The 17,198-nt window shown below is 52.8% G+C and carries 14 protein-coding genes; 6 read left to right on the forward strand and 8 right to left on the reverse strand.

What is annotated here, in order from left to right; translation table 11 throughout:
• The first annotated feature begins 11 nt into the window (after positions 1-11).
• A complete protein-coding gene (gene yccS / locus VI01_RS18725; RefSeq protein ID WP_045816243.1) occupies positions 12-2,150 on the forward strand; it encodes a YccS family putative transporter in 2,139 nt (712 codons plus the stop codon).
• A 1-nt stretch (position 2,151) separates the two neighbouring features.
• On the opposite strand, the gene VI01_RS18730 is transcribed toward yccS, so the two are convergent.
• Positions 2,152-2,775, reverse strand: a complete 624-nt coding sequence (locus tag VI01_RS18730) for a TfoX/Sxy family DNA transformation protein (RefSeq protein WP_045816244.1) — start codon at positions 2,773-2,775, stop codon at positions 2,152-2,154.
• A gap of 221 nt (positions 2,776-2,996) precedes the next feature.
• Between VI01_RS18730 and sulA the strand changes: the two genes are divergently transcribed.
• Complete coding sequence (gene sulA / locus VI01_RS18735) at positions 2,997-3,488, forward strand: SOS-induced cell division inhibitor SulA (RefSeq protein ID WP_034820439.1); 492 nt, start codon at positions 2,997-2,999, stop codon at positions 3,486-3,488.
• 349 nt (positions 3,489-3,837) lie between these two features.
• Positions 3,838-4,911, forward strand: coding sequence for a porin OmpA (gene ompA / locus VI01_RS18740; RefSeq protein WP_045816245.1), 1,074 nt, complete (start codon positions 3,838-3,840; stop codon positions 4,909-4,911).
• Between the two features lie 91 nt (positions 4,912-5,002).
• On the opposite strand, the gene matP is transcribed toward ompA, so the two are convergent.
• The gene (matP, locus tag VI01_RS18745; RefSeq protein WP_141399037.1) at positions 5,003-5,470 is read right to left on the reverse strand and encodes a macrodomain Ter protein MatP; all 468 of its coding nucleotides are present in this window, start codon (positions 5,468-5,470) and stop codon (positions 5,003-5,005) included.
• A 53-nt stretch (positions 5,471-5,523) separates the two neighbouring features.
• On the opposite strand from matP, the gene VI01_RS18750 reads away from it, so the two are divergent.
• Positions 5,524-7,386: a Lon protease family protein gene (locus VI01_RS18750; RefSeq protein ID WP_045816246.1), complete on the forward strand. Its 1,863-nt coding sequence runs from the start codon at positions 5,524-5,526 to the stop codon at positions 7,384-7,386.
• A 67-nt stretch (positions 7,387-7,453) separates the two neighbouring features.
• A complete protein-coding gene (gene fabA / locus VI01_RS18755) occupies positions 7,454-7,972 on the forward strand; it encodes a bifunctional 3-hydroxydecanoyl-ACP dehydratase/trans-2-decenoyl-ACP isomerase (protein ID WP_045816247.1) in 519 nt (172 codons plus the stop codon).
• Between the two features lie 66 nt (positions 7,973-8,038).
• Here the strand turns inward: fabA and rmf are convergent, their stop codons facing one another.
• The 6 genes from rmf to rlmKL all read right to left on the reverse strand — a co-directional run bounded on the left by rmf (position 8,039) and on the right by rlmKL (position 15,987).
• Positions 8,039-8,206 (reverse strand): ribosome modulation factor, encoded by a 168-nt coding sequence (gene rmf / locus VI01_RS25025; RefSeq protein WP_007887362.1) that lies wholly within the window; start codon positions 8,204-8,206, stop codon positions 8,039-8,041.
• Between the two features lie 269 nt (positions 8,207-8,475).
• Positions 8,476-9,042: a membrane integrity-associated transporter subunit PqiC gene (gene pqiC, locus VI01_RS18760; RefSeq protein WP_045816248.1), complete on the reverse strand. Its 567-nt coding sequence runs from the start codon at positions 9,040-9,042 to the stop codon at positions 8,476-8,478.
• A complete protein-coding gene (gene pqiB / locus VI01_RS18765) occupies positions 9,039-10,682 on the reverse strand; it encodes an intermembrane transport protein PqiB (RefSeq protein WP_045816249.1) in 1,644 nt (547 codons plus the stop codon). Before pqiB ends, pqiC begins: the two co-directional genes overlap by 4 nt.
• A complete protein-coding gene (pqiA, locus tag VI01_RS18770) occupies positions 10,654-11,937 on the reverse strand; it encodes a membrane integrity-associated transporter subunit PqiA (protein ID WP_045816250.1) in 1,284 nt (427 codons plus the stop codon). Before pqiA ends, pqiB begins: the two co-directional genes overlap by 29 nt.
• 16 nt (positions 11,938-11,953) lie before the next feature.
• Positions 11,954-13,864, reverse strand: coding sequence for an ABC transporter ATP-binding protein (locus VI01_RS18775; RefSeq protein ID WP_038647766.1), 1,911 nt, complete (start codon positions 13,862-13,864; stop codon positions 11,954-11,956).
• Positions 13,865-13,869: 5 nt separating this feature from the next.
• Positions 13,870-15,987 (reverse strand): bifunctional 23S rRNA (guanine(2069)-N(7))-methyltransferase RlmK/23S rRNA (guanine(2445)-N(2))-methyltransferase RlmL, encoded by a 2,118-nt coding sequence (rlmKL, locus tag VI01_RS18780; RefSeq protein ID WP_045816251.1) that lies wholly within the window; start codon positions 15,985-15,987, stop codon positions 13,870-13,872.
• Positions 15,988-16,084: 97 nt separating this feature from the next.
• Here rlmKL and VI01_RS18785 point away from each other — a divergent pair, with 97 nt between their 5' ends.
• Positions 16,085-17,194 carry a YcbX family protein gene (locus VI01_RS18785; RefSeq protein WP_045816252.1) on the forward strand — a complete coding sequence of 370 codons (1,110 nt, stop codon included), beginning with the start codon at positions 16,085-16,087 and terminating at the stop codon, positions 17,192-17,194.
• Positions 17,195-17,198: the final 4 nt, after the last annotated feature.

The raw sequence follows: 17,198 nt of genomic DNA on the forward strand, positions 1-17,198 counted from the left end.
GTGGACGATTGATGCTTCTGAACGCGATGCCGGGATGGCGACGTTATCTGTTCAATAGCAGCCTGCGTTATTTATTGCGCATCTTCTTCGCGCTGGCAGGGTGCGCCGCCGTTCCCTGGTGGCTGCAGCAAATAGAGTGGACCATTCCTTTGACGCTCGGCGTGGTGGCGGCTGCGCTGGCCGATCTGGATGATCGATGGACTGGCCGCCTGCGCAATCTGATGATTACGCTGGTCTGTTTCTGCATCGCTTCGGTATCGGTTGAGTTGTTGTTTCCCTATCCGTGGGCCTTTGCCATCGGTTTGGCGCTCTCGAGCTGGGGCTTCATTTTGCTTGGCGCTCTGGGGCAGCGCTATGCCACTATCGCATTTGGTGCGCTGCTCATTGCGGTTTATACCATGTTGGGTATTGGCTTATTCCCTCAGTGGTGGATGCAGCCCGCCCTGCTATTGATTGGTGCGCTGTGGTACAACCTGCTGACATTTATCGGTCATTTGATTTTCCCGGTACGGCCGGTGCAGGAGCAACTGGCGGCCAGCTTTTCTCAGCTGGCGGGTTATCTGGAGGCCAAGGCTAATTTGTTCGATCCCGATGCTGGTGAACAGGATGATGCCAATACCATTGCCACGGCGATGGTGAACAGCCAGTTGGTGGCGCAACTCAATCAGACGAAAACCACTATTCAGAGTCGCTTGCGTGGCGACCGTGGATCGCGCAGCACACGTCGCAGTTTACACTACTATTTCGTCGCGCAGGATATTCACGAACGCGCCAGCTCATCCCATCTGCAATATCACCTGCTGCGTGATGACTGGCGCTATAACGAGGTGCTGTTCCGCTTTCAGCGCCTGTTGAATATGCAAGCTCAAGCCTGTCGCAAGCTGGCTGAGAGCATCCTGCTACGCCAGCCATGGCATCATGACAGCAGTTTTGAGCGCACCTTCTCCCGGCTGGAAACAGCTTTGGAACGATTGCAACAGAATGATCCGCAGGATTCTCACATCCGCGCGTTATTTTGGCTGCTGCGTAATTTGCGTGCGATTGATGCGCAACTGGCCTCGATTGAGTCTGAACAAGCGCTGGCCGAACCACCTGCCTCAGCAGATAACCATCTTTCGCGTGAAGGGCTGAGCGGATGGGCGGATATCCGGTTACGGCTAAGCCGTCATCTGAGTCCAGGTTCAGCACTATTCCGCCATGCTGTACGCATGTCCCTCGTGCTTTGCGTGGGCTACGCTTTTATTCAGATTACCGGTCTTCATCGCGGCTACTGGATTTTGCTCACCAGTCTGTTTGTCTGCCAGCCTAACTACAATGCCACTCGCCGCCGGCTCGCCTTACGTATTGGTGGAACACTAGCGGGTATCGCTATTGGCTTACCGGTACTGTGGTTAGTGCCCTCTATTGAAGGGCAACTGATTCTCATCGTGCTAAGTGGCGTGCTGTTTTTTGCCTTTCGTCAGATTCAGTATGCGCAAGCCACACTGTTCATCACTTTGCTGGTACTGCTCTGCTTTAACCTGCTGGGCGAAGGCTTTGAGGTGGCGTTGCCGCGCATTGTTGACACACTGTTAGGTTGCGGACTGGCCTGGCTGGCAGTGGCATTTGTCTGGCCCGATTGGCGTTTTCGCAAAATTAGCGCCGTGGCGGATCGCACACTGAATGCCAATTGTCGTTATCTCGATGCTATCCTGGAACAATATCATCAGGGCAAAGATAATCGTCTGGCTTATCGTGTGGCGCGCCGTGATGCTCATAATGCCGATGCGGAATTAGCATCGGTGGTCTCGAACATGAGTAGCGAGCTTAAGCTGCAGCAACCGCTGCGTGAAAACGCGTTCCGGTTACTGTGCCTGAATCACTCTTTCCTGAGCTACATCTCAGCGCTGGGCGCGCATCGCGAACGGCTTACTGATCCCGCATTGCTCAAAGTTTTAGACGATGCAGTATGTTTTGTTGAAGATGTGCTGCAGATTGAACGCGTTGACGACAAGCAGGCATTAGCCATGCAGCAGCAGGTGATGCAGCAATTAAGTGATATCAAAAACAGTTCGGACGTGCAGGCGCCGCTGGTGATGCAGCAGTTGGGTTTACTGATTGCCCTGCTGCCAGAAATTGCCCGCCTGCGCCGCACATTATCCAGTCATTAAGTTAACGTTGCTCCACCGCGTTTTTGGGGTGGAGCGTTTTGACATACCACGCGTAGAGCTCATCTCTGATCGCTGCTGGCAATGCTGCCTGGTGATGTCCGGAAATCGCCCCTTCCAATGCCATTAACGTTTTCAGCCCGATATGTTTGTTAACGGCACGCAGTTTGAGCCAGCTTTGGCGCGATCCCATTTCATGCAGCACTTTCACTGAACTGATGCCAACTTTATGCAGCATCATCTCCATGCGCAGGCTAAGGTTAGGCAGATCCTTCAGCCGTAAGGTCACTATCCGGTTTGCTAACTCATGCTGTGCTGCGTGCAGCGCACTGGCCGACAACCGCAATAGTTGCTCAGGGTCCTGCCAAAGCTTTGCATCCACCTTGAAGTAATTCAGTTGCACCGGTATGCCGCGTTTGCGATAGACCAGCGGTTCAAGAGCACGTTGGGTGTGGTAAGTCTGCAATGCCTCACTGGCACGCAGGTAAAGCGCGTCTTCGTTGATATATGCAAAAATGACCTTTTCTACTGTCAGTGCATAGCCACCAAATTGCGTTCGGGATTCGATCTTTCCCAGCGGCGCCAGCTGTGTTTTGGATTGTTTAACGAGTGGATTGTTGGTTTTCATTACAGCTCCTTTCCGTGAATTCTCATTCGAGAAAATTCCTTAAAATCCTGGTTTTTCATCTGGTTAGAAGATAGAAAAAACCGATTAGCTGTTCAATGAATAAAAGCATTTGCTGTGTGCGTTGTGCACAATTTGCGAGGTGTTTTCAGAAATTGAGGTTGATCTTTATCCAGGAAGACATTACTGTACATCCATACAGTTCATTACTGAGTGATTAAAACATGCGTACTCAATTCTCTGGCCTTGCTGATCGTTCTCAACGTTTTGCTTCTTCAAGCCTGACGCAGCCTTCTCTGGGTGGAATTACTGAACTACGTTACAGCGAACAACCTGGCATGATGCAGTTACTGCTGTTGCCGGTGTTAAAGCAACTCAGCGAACAGTCCCGCTGGCAGCTGTGGTTAACACCAGCGCATAAGCTGAATCGCAACTGGATGCAGCAGTCAGGATTACCGCTTGAGAAAAGTATGCATATCACCGAATCTGAACGACTCACGACAGTGGAAAGTATGGTGAAGGCTCTGCGCACGGGAAATTATAGTGTGGTTTTGGCCTGGATTCCGTACGAATTGAATGATGAAGAAAGGTTTGAACTCGAAATGGCAGCGGCAGAAGGTGAGGCACTGGGTTTGATTATGCGTCCGCAAGGTCACGATCGCGTCTTGTCCAGACAACCAAATACGCCAAAAATTCCGTCGGATTTGTTTCATTAAGTAAAACCAGGAATTTTCTCACGCTTTTTTTTCTTAAGGATACTGCTAAGCCACTGATTCTTTTCCCGCCAGCTTTGACAATGGTTTAGCCGCATTTTCTCAATTCGCTGGCGAAGATTTTGCCATGTGATTTGTTAAAATGTGTGTATAAATCCCTGTTTTTTTGCTGGCTGGCCTCACATCATACTTGTAACTTTCCAATCTCGTTGTAGACTTTATCTCGCCAGGGTGCTCAATAACCTCCGTTTTTTCGGTAGAGTCAAAAGCGAGCGTTTAGACCCGGCGAAGGATTAACACAAAGAGCAACCTTTTTGCTCATTGCCTATTTGGATGATAACGAGGCGCAAAAATGAAAAAGACAGCTATCGCAATTGCAGTGGCACTGGCTGGCTTCGCTACCGTAGCGCAGGCCGCTCCTAAAGATAACACCTGGTACACCGGTGCTAAACTGGGCTGGTCTCAGTATCACGATACTGGTTACTACGGTAACGGTTACGAGAACAACAACGGTCCAACTCACGAATCTCAGCTTGGTGCTGGTGCATTCCTGGGCTACCAGGCTAACCCATACCTGGGCTTCGAGCTGGGCTACGACTGGTTAGGCCGTATGCCTAACAAAGGCGACCAAGTTAACGGCGCATTCAAAGCACAAGGCGTTCAGCTGGCAGCTAAACTGAGCTACCCAATCACTGACGATCTGGACGTGTATACCCGTCTGGGCGGCATGGTATGGCGTGCAGACTCTAAGCAGGCCAATCTGAACACTGGCGACCGTATCAGCAACCACGACACCGGCGTTTCTCCGCTGGCTGCTGTTGGTGTTGAATACGCACTGACCAAAAACTGGGCGACTCGCCTGGACTATCAGTGGGTTAACAACATCGGTGACGCAGGTACCGTTGGTGCGCGTCCAGACAACAGCATGCTGAGCGTCGGCGTTTCTTACCGTTTCGGTCAGGATGAAGCAGCAGCACCAGTTGTTGCTCCAGCACCTGCTCCAGCGCCAGTTGTTGAAACCAAGCGTTTCACTCTGAAGTCTGACGTACTGTTCAACTTCAACAAAGCGACTCTGAAACCAGAAGGCCAGCAGGCTCTGGATCAGCTGTACAGCCAGCTGAGCTCAATGGATCCTAAAGACGGTTCTGTTGTAGTACTGGGCTTCACTGACCGTATCGGTTCAGAGCAGTACAACCAGAAACTGTCTGAGAAACGCGCTCAGTCTGTAGTTGATTACCTGGTTTCTAAAGGTATCCCTTCTAACAAGATCTCTGCACGCGGTATGGGCAAATCTAACCCAGTGACTGGCAACACCTGTGACAGCGTGAAAGGCCGTAATGCCCTGATCGACTGCCTGGCGCCAGACCGTCGCGTTGAAATCGACGTGAAAGGTATCAAAGACGTTGTAACTCAGCCACAGGCTTAAGTTATCACGCAATAAAAAACCCCGCTCTGGCGGGGTTTTTTTTATCTCTTTTCAACTGACTCACAACACCATCATAGTGCACACATCAGCGCTATTCGTTCTCTGATCCGCCTTTACCCAGAATCGCCTGCAGATCCTGCTTAAGCGTTGACATCTGGCTGGCATACTTCTCTTTGCGCTCGGCATCTTCAATCAACTGCACAATGGTTTCTGATAGCGTATTGCTGCGACGCTGCGCCAATCCTGCCAGACGCTGCCACACCAGATATTCCAGATCGATCGACTTCTTACGCGTATGCTGATGTTCCGCATTAAAGTGCCGCTTACGGCGCGCACGAATAGTCTGCTTCAGACGGTTCTCGAGATCGGGGTGAATGTGCTGAGCTATCCATTCCGCTACCTCTACTGGACTATTTTCCATCGCCAGTAAGGCATCCACCGCAGCCTGCGCGGCGCTAAGCTCAAGATGACGGGTGATCAATTCACCCTCCCGATGCTTTTTCACCAGGTATTTCCACTTCCATCCACTTTCAAGATTTTCGAGTTGCTGGTATTTCATCGGAATCTCATCGTGATCACGTAACAAACTAAGAATAACAGCTTTTTTCCCGGATGCAGCAAGGAAAAACATGTAGCGGTCATCACATTTCGGGCTGGAACTCCGCAGTGCTTAACAAGGTTGATTCCTGTATAATCGCGCTTTTCCTAAATCTGACTAATGCGAATATTTTGACCAGCACTCAAATTACGTGGCAAGCCCTGCAGCCGGATAGCATCCGCTACCAATCCATTTTCTCAAACGTCTCACTGGAAGATAGCGATAGTCTTGCCGCGGTTCAGCCGCGTCTGCTGAATGCGCTGGCGCATTTGCATCATCAAACCTTAGGTTTTCCTCTGTTGCTATTACGCAGTCAGGAAAACAGCGATTATCTCGCATGCATCGCCGAAGCCGCACAGCGCTTCCAGCCTGAAGAGATCGCGCTGTATGGCGGTGACTATCATGTCATGGGCGACACGGTCAGCCTGATGCCGCCCAGCGATGCTAACCGGCCCTTCACCAGTCAGGGCGGTGTTCACTTTGCCGACTGGATTGAAGCAGAACAGCTGTTTGGTTGTGTGCGTCAGTACAAAGATCGTATCCAGCCCGAGCCAGGATTGATTCATCAAGCCAATGGCGGCACTTTAATCCTCTCCGTGAATACGCTACTGGCTCAACCACTGCTATGGCTGCGTCTGCGTAAGTGCATCGAGCAAGGCCGCTTTGACTGGTATTCGCAGGACGAACGCCAACCGTTGCCAGTGGCCATCCCTTCCCTGCCGCTGCAACTACGCCTGGTACTGTGTGGCGATCGTGATGCGTTAGCCAGCTTCCAGGAGTTGGATGCAGAAGTGCATGAAATGGCACTGTACAGCGAGTTCGAAGAGAACCTGCAGATCAACGATGAAGAGGACATGACCTTCTGGTGCCAGTGGACGCTCACGCAAGCTGAACAAGCCGGTCTGGACCAGCCTGCAGCCGATTTCTGGCCGCTCTTGATCAATGAGGCGGTTCGCTTCACGGGTGATCAAGAAACCCTGCCGCTCTGCCCGCGCTGGTTACGCCGTCAGCTGCAGGAAACCGCGCTGCACGGTGACGTCATCAATGCTGAAGCATTAAAAGAAGCACTGGAAGCACGCGAATGGCGTGAAAGCTACCTGGCTGACCGCATGCGTGACGAAATTCTGCTCAATCAGATTATGATTGAAACTGAAGGTGAAGTGGTGGGACAGATTAACGGTCTGTCGGTGGTGGAGTTTCCAGGTCATCCGCGTCCGTGGGGCGAGCCGTCACGTATCACCTGTGTTGTTCATCCAGGTGATGGTGAATTCACTGACGTTGAGCGTAAAGCCGAGCTGGGCGGTAATATTCATGCGAAAGGCATGATGATTATGCAAGCTTATCTGATCGCTGAACTTGAACTCGAGCAACAGCTGCCCTTCTCAGCCTCGTTAGTGTTTGAACAATCCTATTCCGAAGTGGATGGCGATAGCGCCTCACTGGCCGAACTCTGCGCGCTGATTAGCGCACTGGCCAATCAGCCACTGAGCCAGCATATTGCGGTGACCGGTTCCGTGGACCAATTTGGTAACGTGCAGCCTGTTGGCGGCCTGAATGAAAAAATCGAAGGCTTCTTCAACATTTGCCAGTCACGCGAGCTGACAGGTAAACAAGGCGTTATTCTGCCAGCCAGCAATGTGCGCCATTTGAGCCTCAGCGAAGCTGTGGTCGATGCGGTGAAGCAAGAGCAATTCCACATCTGGGCAATCGAAAGCGTGGATGAAGCGTTACCCTTATTAACCGGTATAGCATGGCAAAGTGAGAGCGGCGAGTCACTGCTCAATACCATTCAGGAACGTATTGCACAGCTTAACCAGCAGGAAATTCGTCATCGTCCGTGGCCATTCCGCTGGCTCAACTGGTTCAACCACAGCTGATTGATTTGCCCAGCGTACAACTGTTCGCTAATATTCGGGCTTCACTAAAAGAAGGCATATTGAGAACATGGTAGATAAACGCGAATCCTATAGCAAAGAAGACCTGGTTGCCTCAGGTCGCGGTGAACTGTTTGGCGAAAATGGACCGCCGCTTCCCTCTGATAACATGTTGATGATGGACCGCGTGGTCATGATGACCGAAGACGGCGGTAAATTTGACAAAGGTTTTGTGGAAGCCGAACTGGATATCCGCCCTAACCTGTGGTTCTTCGATTGCCACTTTAAAGGCGATCCGGTCATGCCTGGCTGCCTCGGCCTTGACGCCATGTGGCAGTTGGTTGGTTTCTACCTCGGCTGGTTAGGCGCTGAAGGTAAAGGCCGCGCACTGGGCGTGGGCGAAGTGAAATTCACCGGTCAGGTACTGCCAACCGCGAAGAAAGTCACTTATAAAATTCACTTCAAGCGCGTGATCAACCGCAAGCTGGTGATGGGCGTGGCTGATGGTGAAGTCTTCGTTGACGGTAACCTGATTTACACCGCGACAGATTTGAAAGTGGGTCTGTTTAAAGACACCTCTGCTTTCTAATTTCCCAAACGAAAACCTCCGCATTCAGCGGAGGTTTCTTCCTTCATTTATGGACATCCGACAGTGCTAGGCCACCGCCGACCTGTCCTCCATGGCTTGACGCCAACCTCCCAACCAGTAAGACCGCGCATCGATCATTTGATAGGGGCATATCTCTTTTGAGCGGCCAGTAATACCCGCTTGATAGCCTCGTGAATGTGCACGTTCCAGGCGGTCTCTTTTCTGTCTCTTCATGCCTCGATTCCCTCATTTCAGGTCTGGTGGATTCTGGGTGGAAAGAAAGAGTGGCGATATAATGTTCAACCACAGTAATGTTCTAACCCCAAGCAGAAGAAAGATCAATGCGCAAAATTCACGCCAATGTCATCATTTTGACGTTAAAACGACATCTATAATTGTCAATTCCGTGTATATCTGGCTGATAAGACGATAAAAAAAGCCCCTGATTTGATGTCCGTCACACAACGGCAAATCAGGGACTTAGCATAAGCATCGAACAAATCTTAATTTAGCGAAATGACACTTTTTGCGATTTGTTGTGCCGTTTGCTGCCAACCGATAGCCAGAGCCCGCACCAGCGCATCATAGCCATCTTCGTTTTGCGGCAGAGTCAGATTAAAGCCATGTTTGATTAAGCGCCCTTGATGTTGCAGGAGCCATTCTCCGCTCACCACAACCTGGCCATCATAGCGACCCTGGAAACCGGTCACATTCACCGTTAAAGTATCATGGCTTTCACCCAGCGGAGCACTGGCAACAATTCGGCCCGGTAGCGCTTTGCTGAGGTTGCTGATCAATGTCTGTTGCAGTTGTTGATCCAGCGGACTGGCCCACAAGTTATTGGCAGCAATCACATACTTTACATCGCTGGTTTGATACACCAAACCGTTCCCTGCCATATAATCCGGCACCGACACTTGCTCGACCCAAATCATTGGCTGGTTGCCGCTGGATGCGCTGTCTACACGCGCGACGTTGCTGCCCGCAGGCAGCTGATAATAGGTGTTTTCGATGGTGCTGCTACAACCTGCCAGGAGCAGCATCGCACCAATAATCAGCCCTTTTTTCACTGTTTCGCCCTCTTTGGCTGGGGATCCTGGCCCGGTTTGGCTTCAAACACCAATGCATTGCTCTTGGTATTGAGCGTTTTCAGCACCGGCTGCAATTCGCGCAGCACCTGGTCAAGTCGCTGCATGTCTCCCACCAGTTTGTTATAAGCCGGTGAACCCGGCTGCAAGCCTTTCATGCTGCGATTCAACTCGCGCAGCGTATGCTGCATATCTTCTGGCAGCGTTTTCATCGCCGGGCTGGCAGTGATGTGATTGAGGTTATCCAGAGTTTTCTGCAGTTGCTGCATCGTACGCTGGCTCTCTTTCAGGGTGCCTGTCGCTTCGGTAATCATCGGATTTAATGGCAGACCGTTGATCTTATCCAGCGCTGCCGTCAGCTTCTGCTGGATCTGACTCAATCCACCACTGACCGTTGGAATCACCTCCAGGCCCGCAATCTCATTTGGACCTTTATACGCCGGTGCGTTGTCATAGAAGTCCAGATCGATGTACAGCGCACCCGACAACAGGTTACCGGTTTTCAGCGTGGCGCGCAGACCTCGCTTCTTGCCATCCTGCAGATGCTGCTCAAGGTTGAAATCTCCGCCCAGACGGCTGATAAAGCGATCCGGTTCGATGCGAATCAATATCGGAACACGATAATCGTTATTCAACGCCTGATTGACACCTGGAATGGTGTAAGGCACTTGCGAGACAGTCCCCAGACGAATGCCGCGGAACTCAACCGGTGCGCCTACCTGCAAGCCACGAATCGAATCGGTAAAGAACAGCAGGAAATCGGTGTGGGTGGTATACAACGAATCCTGAATGCTGCGCTGATCGTCAAACAGATGGTATTCCGCTTTATTCTCGGCGATCTGCCCCAGCTCCGCGCCATCTGGCACATCAAAACTTACGCCACCGCTAAACAGCGTAGTCAGTGAACCCATTTCCACCCGCATGCCGGAGGCAGACATGTCGACGGCGATGCCGCTGTCTTTCCAGAAACGGACGTTGGTAGTGATCAGACGATCGTAAGGGGCGGCGATGAACAGTTGATAGGTCATCATGCGTTTATCGGTATCAAAGGTGCTGGATTCAACCGTACCCACGCGATAGCCACGGAACAGCACCGGATCGCCCGCATTTAGCTGTCCGGCCTTTTTACTGTCGAGTGTGATGCGAATGCCTTTGGCATCCGGCGGTGCCAGAGGTGGCGCATCCAGCAGTTGATAGTGCTCAGGTTGATCACCCTTCGTGCCTGGCTGCAATTCAATATAGGCACCCGAAAGTAATGTGCCGAGACCAGTAATCCCTTCGCGCCCGATTTGCGGTTTCACCACCCAGAATACGCTGTCGCCATGCAACAGTTTTTCCATACCAGAATTGAGGCGTGCTTTGATCTCCACATGGTGCAGATCGTCAGTTAATACCGCACTTTCCACCACACCAACATTGACACTGCGGCTCTTAATGGTGGTTTTTCCGGCCTCAATACCTTCAGCGCTTTCGGTGATCAATGTCACCTCCGGGCCCTGATGGCTGAAATGATAAAATAAAATCCAGCCACCAATGAATAGCGTGACGATGGGTACAATCCAGACCGGTGACCAGCGTTTAATCTGGTCGACCTTAGCAGTCCCGTGATGGTTGTCCGTCAAGACGCGGCTCCTTTCGTTCAGTTTCCCGTAATCGATCCCAAATCAGGCGCGGATCAAACGTCATCGCTGCAAACATGGTAAGAATCACCACCATGGCAAACAGTAGCGCGCCTGGCGCAGGGTAAACACTCATCAGCTGCCCCATCCGCACCAGCGCGGATAACACAGCGATGACAAAGACATCAATCATTGACCAACGGCCAACAAATTCCACCACCTCATACACCACGTGCATTTTCTCATCATCACGCTGACCACGACCGCTGGCATGCCAGCATAGCCAGGCAATCGCCAGCATCTTGAGTGAAGGCACCATGATGCTGGCGATAAAGATCACCAGCGCCACTGGCCAGGATCCATCGCTCCACAGCAGAATCACCCCGGCCATAATGTTCGAAGGATACTGCGAGCCGAGCGTCTCGGTGACCATAATCGGCATAATGTTTGAGGGAATGTACAGCATCACCGAGGTGATCAAGAGCGCCAGCGTCCATTGCAAGCTGTGCTTACGTCGCGGTGCAGCGACCACGCCACAGCGGGGACACTCAGCCTGCCCGACAGATAAGACAGCGGTACAGCAAGGACAACTGCGCAGTCCCTGCTTCAACCCACTGATTCCGGCTTGCGGCACCATCGGCAATGCCGGGAGTGGATCAATGCTCTGCCACACCCAGCGCCTATCTACGCACTGAAATGCGCGCAGCTGTAATACACAGAATAGACACCACGGCCAGAAACTGCTGCCAAGGCCAATTTCGCCGTAAGCCATCAGTTTCACAAAGCTCACCAGCACGCCCGCCATAAAGATTTCGGCCATGCCCCAACTGCGTAGCTGGAATAAAATACGCGCCAGCCCAAGACGCAAGCTGTGCGGCATTCGCACGCGATTCACCAACAGAAGAATGGTGATCATGCAAAACGCAGGAATTCCTTGCACGAACAGCAGGAACAGTGTCGCCAGGCTGCGGTAATCTTCACGGTCCATCACCGAGGGAATATCGAGCAGCGAGATTTGGCTGCTCAGCCCGGCCACATGCATATTGATGAAGGGAAACAGATTCGCCAACACCAGCATAAACAACGCCGCGAAAGCGTACCCGGTGGGACGTTTTCGCGGCTCATGCCAGTTAGCCGTCAGCGTGGTATGACAACGTGGACAGCGCGCGCGACTGCCCACCGGCACGGCAGGCAGTTTTACGGTTAAATCACACTGTGGACAGAGAATCCACTGATGCGCCTGATCCGTTGCACACATACTGACGTCCTCTGTGTTACGCGCCGTTTTTCAGCGCTTCTAACTCTTCCCAGCGTTCAAACGCCACTTCCAGCTCTTTTTCGGTCTGCGCTAAGGCATCCAAGACGGGCTGAGTTTTGTCATGCGGCTGGCTGAAAAAGTCTGGATGGCTCATCTTCGCCTGCAGTTCACCAATACGCGTTTCCAGTTGCTCCAGTTTTTGCGGCAGCTGTTCCAGTTCACGTGTCAGGTTATAGCTTAGTTTGTTTGCGCTGCGTTTTGGCTCATTTTTATCCGCGGCTTTTGGTGCAGCCGAGGGGGTTTTCACCGTGGCGGATTTGGTTTGCTTGTAGGCGCTGCGCTGCAGTTGTGCATCGTGATAGCCACCGACAAAGGCTCCAATCTCACCGTTGCCTTCAAAGATCCAGCACTCGGTCACGGTGTTATCGACGAATTGACGATCGTGGCTCACCAGCATCACGGTGCCCTGATAACCATCCACCAGCTCTTCCAACAGCTCCAGCGTTTCCACATCGAGGTCGTTGGTCGGTTCATCGAGAATCAACAGGTTGCTGGGTTTCAGGAACAAACGCGCTAATAACAGGCGGTTACGTTCACCACCGGATAACGCACGCACTGGCGTCATCGCACGCTTCGGATGGAACAGGAAGTCCTGCAGATAGCCCAGCACATGGCGCGGCTTGCCGTTCACCATCACTTCCTGCTTACCTTCCGCGAGGTTATCCATCACGGTACGATCCGGATCCAGTTCGGCACGGTGCTGATCGAAGTAAGCGATCTCCAGCTTAGTCCCGCAGTGCACGCGACCACTGTCGGCTTTTAACTCATCCAGCATCAGGCGCAGTAAGGTGGTTTTACCACAGCCGTTCGGACCAATCAGGGCGATCTTATCGCCGCGCTGCACCTGAGTAGAGAAATCACGCACCAGCGTTTTGCCATCCACGCTGTAGTTGACGTTTTCCATCTCAAACACAATCTTGCCTGAACGCGCGGCTTCCCCAACCTGCATGTTGGCTTTGCCCATCACATCACGGCGTTCTGAACGTTCACGACGCAGCGCTTTTAATGCGCGCACGCGGCCTTCATTACGGGTACGGCGCGCTTTGATGCCCTGGCGAATCCAGACTTCTTCCTGCGCCAGCTTGCGGTCAAACTCCGCGTTCTGCATCTCTTCGACGCGCAGTGCTTCTTCTTTACCCACCAGGAATTGATCGTAATCGCCCGGCCATGAAACCAGTTTACCGCGGTCGAGATCGACAATACGCGTCGCCATATTGCGGATAAACGAACGGTCGTGCGAGATAAACACGATGCTGCCGGTAAAGGTTTTGAGGAAGGTTTCCAGCCAGTTGATAGTTTCAATATCGAGGTGGTTAGTCGGTTCATCGAGCATCAGCACGCGCGGATTGCTCACCAGCGCACGGCCCAGCGCGGCTTTACGCAACCAACCGCCGGAGAGTGAGGAAAGCTCGGTGTCGGCTTCCAGACCAATCTGCTGCAATACGTCATTGATACGACTATCCAGTTGCCACAAATTCTGATGATCCAGAATGGTTTGCAGACGACCCATTTCGTTGAGGTTTTTCTCGCTAGGATCTTCCATCACCAGATGAGAAATCGCGTGATAGGCTTTCAGATGCTCAGCCTGTTCCGCAACGCCTTCAGCGACGAAATCGTAGACTGAACCGGTGATGTTGCGAGGTGGGTCCTGTTGCAGACGTGCCACCACCAAATCTTGTTCGTAAATAATGCGGCCATCATCCAGCGGTTGCTCGCCGTTGATGATTTTCATTAATGTGGATTTACCGGCACCGTTACGGCCCACCAGACAGACGCGTTCGCCCTCTTCGATGTGCAGTTCGGTGTTATCCAACAGCGGCGCATCGCTGAATGAGAGGTAAGCGCCATGGATACTGATCAGTGACATAAAACTTATTCCTTACCGGCGTGGCTAACCAGCCAGCAGTTGTGAATTTGACGGTTGCGTGCGAAATCTTGCGACAACGTTTTTTGGGTAATTTCCTGCGCCTGCAGACCCAGAGCGGCTAAGCCGTCGAGGTCCATTTTGAAGCCGCGCTTGTTATTCGAGAACATAATGGTGCCACCACGACGCAGCAGACGTTTCAGATTCTGCATCAGCATCATGTGATCGCGCTGCACGTCAAAATCGTCTTCCATTCGTTTGGAATTCGAGAACGTCGGTGGATCGATGAAGATCACATCAAATTGTTCGTCACTGTCACGCAACCAGCTCAGGCAATCGGCGTGCATCAGCCGATGCTGGCGTCCGGTCAAACCGTTAAGACGCAGGTTACGCTCGGCCCATTCCAGATAAGTGCGAGACATATCCACAGTCGTCGTGGTTTTCGCGCCGCCCAGACCCGCATGCACACTGGCAGTGCCGGTGTAGGCAAACAGATTCAGGAAGTCTTTACCGGCACTCATTTTGCCCAGCATCTGACGCGCCAGACGGTGATCCAGGAACAAACCGGTGTCGAGATAATCGGTCAGATTCACCAGCAGACGTGCGTCAAACTCCTGGACTTCGAAGAAGTCGCCCTTTTCTCCCAGCTTCTGATACTGATTTTTACCCTTCTGACGCTCACGGGTTTTCATCACCAGTCGATTGGCCGGGATCTCCAGCACGCTCAGGGTGGCGCTGATCACATCGAACAGACGCTGGCGTGCTTTATTGGCATCCACGGTTTTCGGCGGGGCATATTCCTGAATCACCACCCAGTCGCCGTAACGGTCTACCGCGACGTTGTATTCCGGCAAGTCGGCATCATACAAGCGATAGCATTCAATGTTGGACTGCTTCGCCCACTTTTCCAGCTTCTTGATGTTCTTACGCAGACGGTTGGCAAAGTCTTCGGCAATCTGTGCGCTACCTTCACCGCTGGTCGCGGCCAGCTGGTAGTTTTTTTGCACACATTCCAATGGGCCGTTTTTGGCTTTGAACTGGCGGTCGGCGCGCAGTTGCAGGCAGCTCAGCAGTTCCGGTGACGCACTGAACAGCGACAGATTCCAGCCGCCGAACTGCTGCTTCATGATACGTCCCAGCAGGCTGTGTAACGCAATCAACGCGGGTTCGCTTTCCAGACGTTCGCCGTAAGGCGGGTTGCTCAGCACGGTGCCCGTGATCTCCTGGCCCGCCAGCGGGTTTTTCAGCTTAATCACATCCTGCTGAGCAAAGGTGAACAGCTCGAACACACCAGCACGACGCGCATTAGCACGCGCGGATTCCAGCACGCGGCTGTCATTGTCGTAACCGAAGAAACGCGCGGTTGTGGCTGCGGTGCCCACACGGGCACGCTCTTTCGCCTCAGCCAGTACGTCTTGCCAGACCGCCTGATTATGGTTTTTCCAACGGTTAAAGCCCCAATGGCTACGCAGCAGGCCCGGTGCGCGATCGGTGGCGATCAATGCCGCTTCCAGCAGTAAAGTACCGGAACCGCACATCGGATCGATCAATGGCGTGGTGCTCTGCCAGCCAGAACGCATCACAATCGCGGCCGCCAGCGTTTCTTTCAGCGGGGCCTGGCCGGTTTGCTGACGATAGCCACGCTGATGCAGCGCATCGCCGCTTAGATCCAGTGCGATGCTCACGCGATCTTTATTCAGCCACGCATTAATGCGAATGCCCGGTTGTTCACGATCCACACTTGGACGCTCCAGATTCTGACGCGTAAAGCTGTCAACGATCGCATCTTTAATACGCAACGCGCCGAACTGGCTGTTACGGATCACCTCATTGGTGCCGCTAAAGTGAATCGCAAAGCTGGTGCTGCTGTCGAACATCTCGGTCCAGGGAATGCTCTGCGCGCCCACATACAGGTCGAGATCGCTCCAGACGCCAAATTCTCCCAGCGGCAGCAAAATACGCGAAGCCAGTCGGCTCCACAGCAGGCTTTGATACATCACACGGTCATCGGCACGGAAGTGGACGCCGCCCTGCACCACCTGCAAATCCTGCGCACCCAGCGCGTCCAGCTCAGTTTTTAACAGCTCTTCGAGCCCACGCGCCGTACTGGCAAACAGAGAATTCATATCGTCACTTTTTACTCTTGCTAAAATTGTTGCGCATTATAGCGAATCAGCGTCCTATGTCATAAAGTTAGCTTCTTTTTGTCCTGTTGGAGTCTCGATGATTACGCTTTCTCGCCTCTATATCCATCCGGTCAAATCCATGCGCGGTTTGCAACTGTCTCATGCACAGGTGCTGGAGAGTGGTCTGGCGTTTGATCGCATCTTCATGGTGACCGAACTGGACGGCACCTTTATCACTGCGCGACAGTATCCGGACATGGTGCGTTTTACCCCCGCGCTGTTGCCTGATGGCTTATTTTTAAATGCCCCAGATGGCAGCCAGGCGCTAATTCGCTTTAGCGATTTCACGGCGCAGTTGTCACCCACTGAAGTGTGGGGGAATCATTTCACCTCGCATATTGCGCCCGCTGAAATTAATGATTGGCTGAGCGAATTCTTCCCGCGTCCCGTGCAATTGCGCTGGACCGGTGTTGCTCCCACGCGGCGGGTGAAAAAATTTGATGAGGTATCGCTGAGTTTCGCGGATGGTTTTCCCTTCCTGCTGGTGAATATGTCGTCACTGCAGGATCTGCAGCAGCGTTGCCCGGCCAGCGTTCGCGTTGAGCAATTCCGCCCTAACCTGGTGGTCAGCGGCGCAGCGGCATGGGATGAAGACAGCTGGAAGCAGGTTAAAATCGGCGAGATTGTTTTTGATATGCCCAAGCCTTGCAGCCGCTGTGTATTCACCACCGTTGGCACCGAAAGCGGACGCAAACATCCCGAAGGTGAACCCCTGGCCACGTTACAACGTTTCCGCAGCGGTCAGGACGGTAGCGGAGATATCGATTTCGGTCTGAATCTGATCGCCCGCAACAGCGGCGTGATCCGCGTTGGCGATGAGCTCACGGTTTTGGCTCGTCAGACACCGCGAGCTTACGGCGCGGGCGCGGTGGTGGAAACCCTCAAACCGGTTACCAGCCAACAGGCAGAAGTGATCATTGGCTATCAGGGCAGTGAATTTACCGGCGACAACCAGCAAGTGCTACTGGAACAACTGGAGATGCAGGGCTTTCGCATTCCCTACTCGTGTCGTGCCGGGATATGCGGTAGCTGCAAGATGACGCTGGTATCGGGCGAAGTGAAGGCGCTGAAACAGAGCGCAGTGCGCGCAGACGGAACGATTCTCAGTTGTAGCTGTATTCCAGCAGGCGATATTGTTCTGGCTTAAACGC

It is taken from the genome of Pantoea sp. SM3, assembly GCF_000963995.1.
GTDB classification, from domain to species: domain Bacteria; phylum Pseudomonadota; class Gammaproteobacteria; order Enterobacterales; family Enterobacteriaceae; genus Pantoea; species Pantoea rwandensis_B.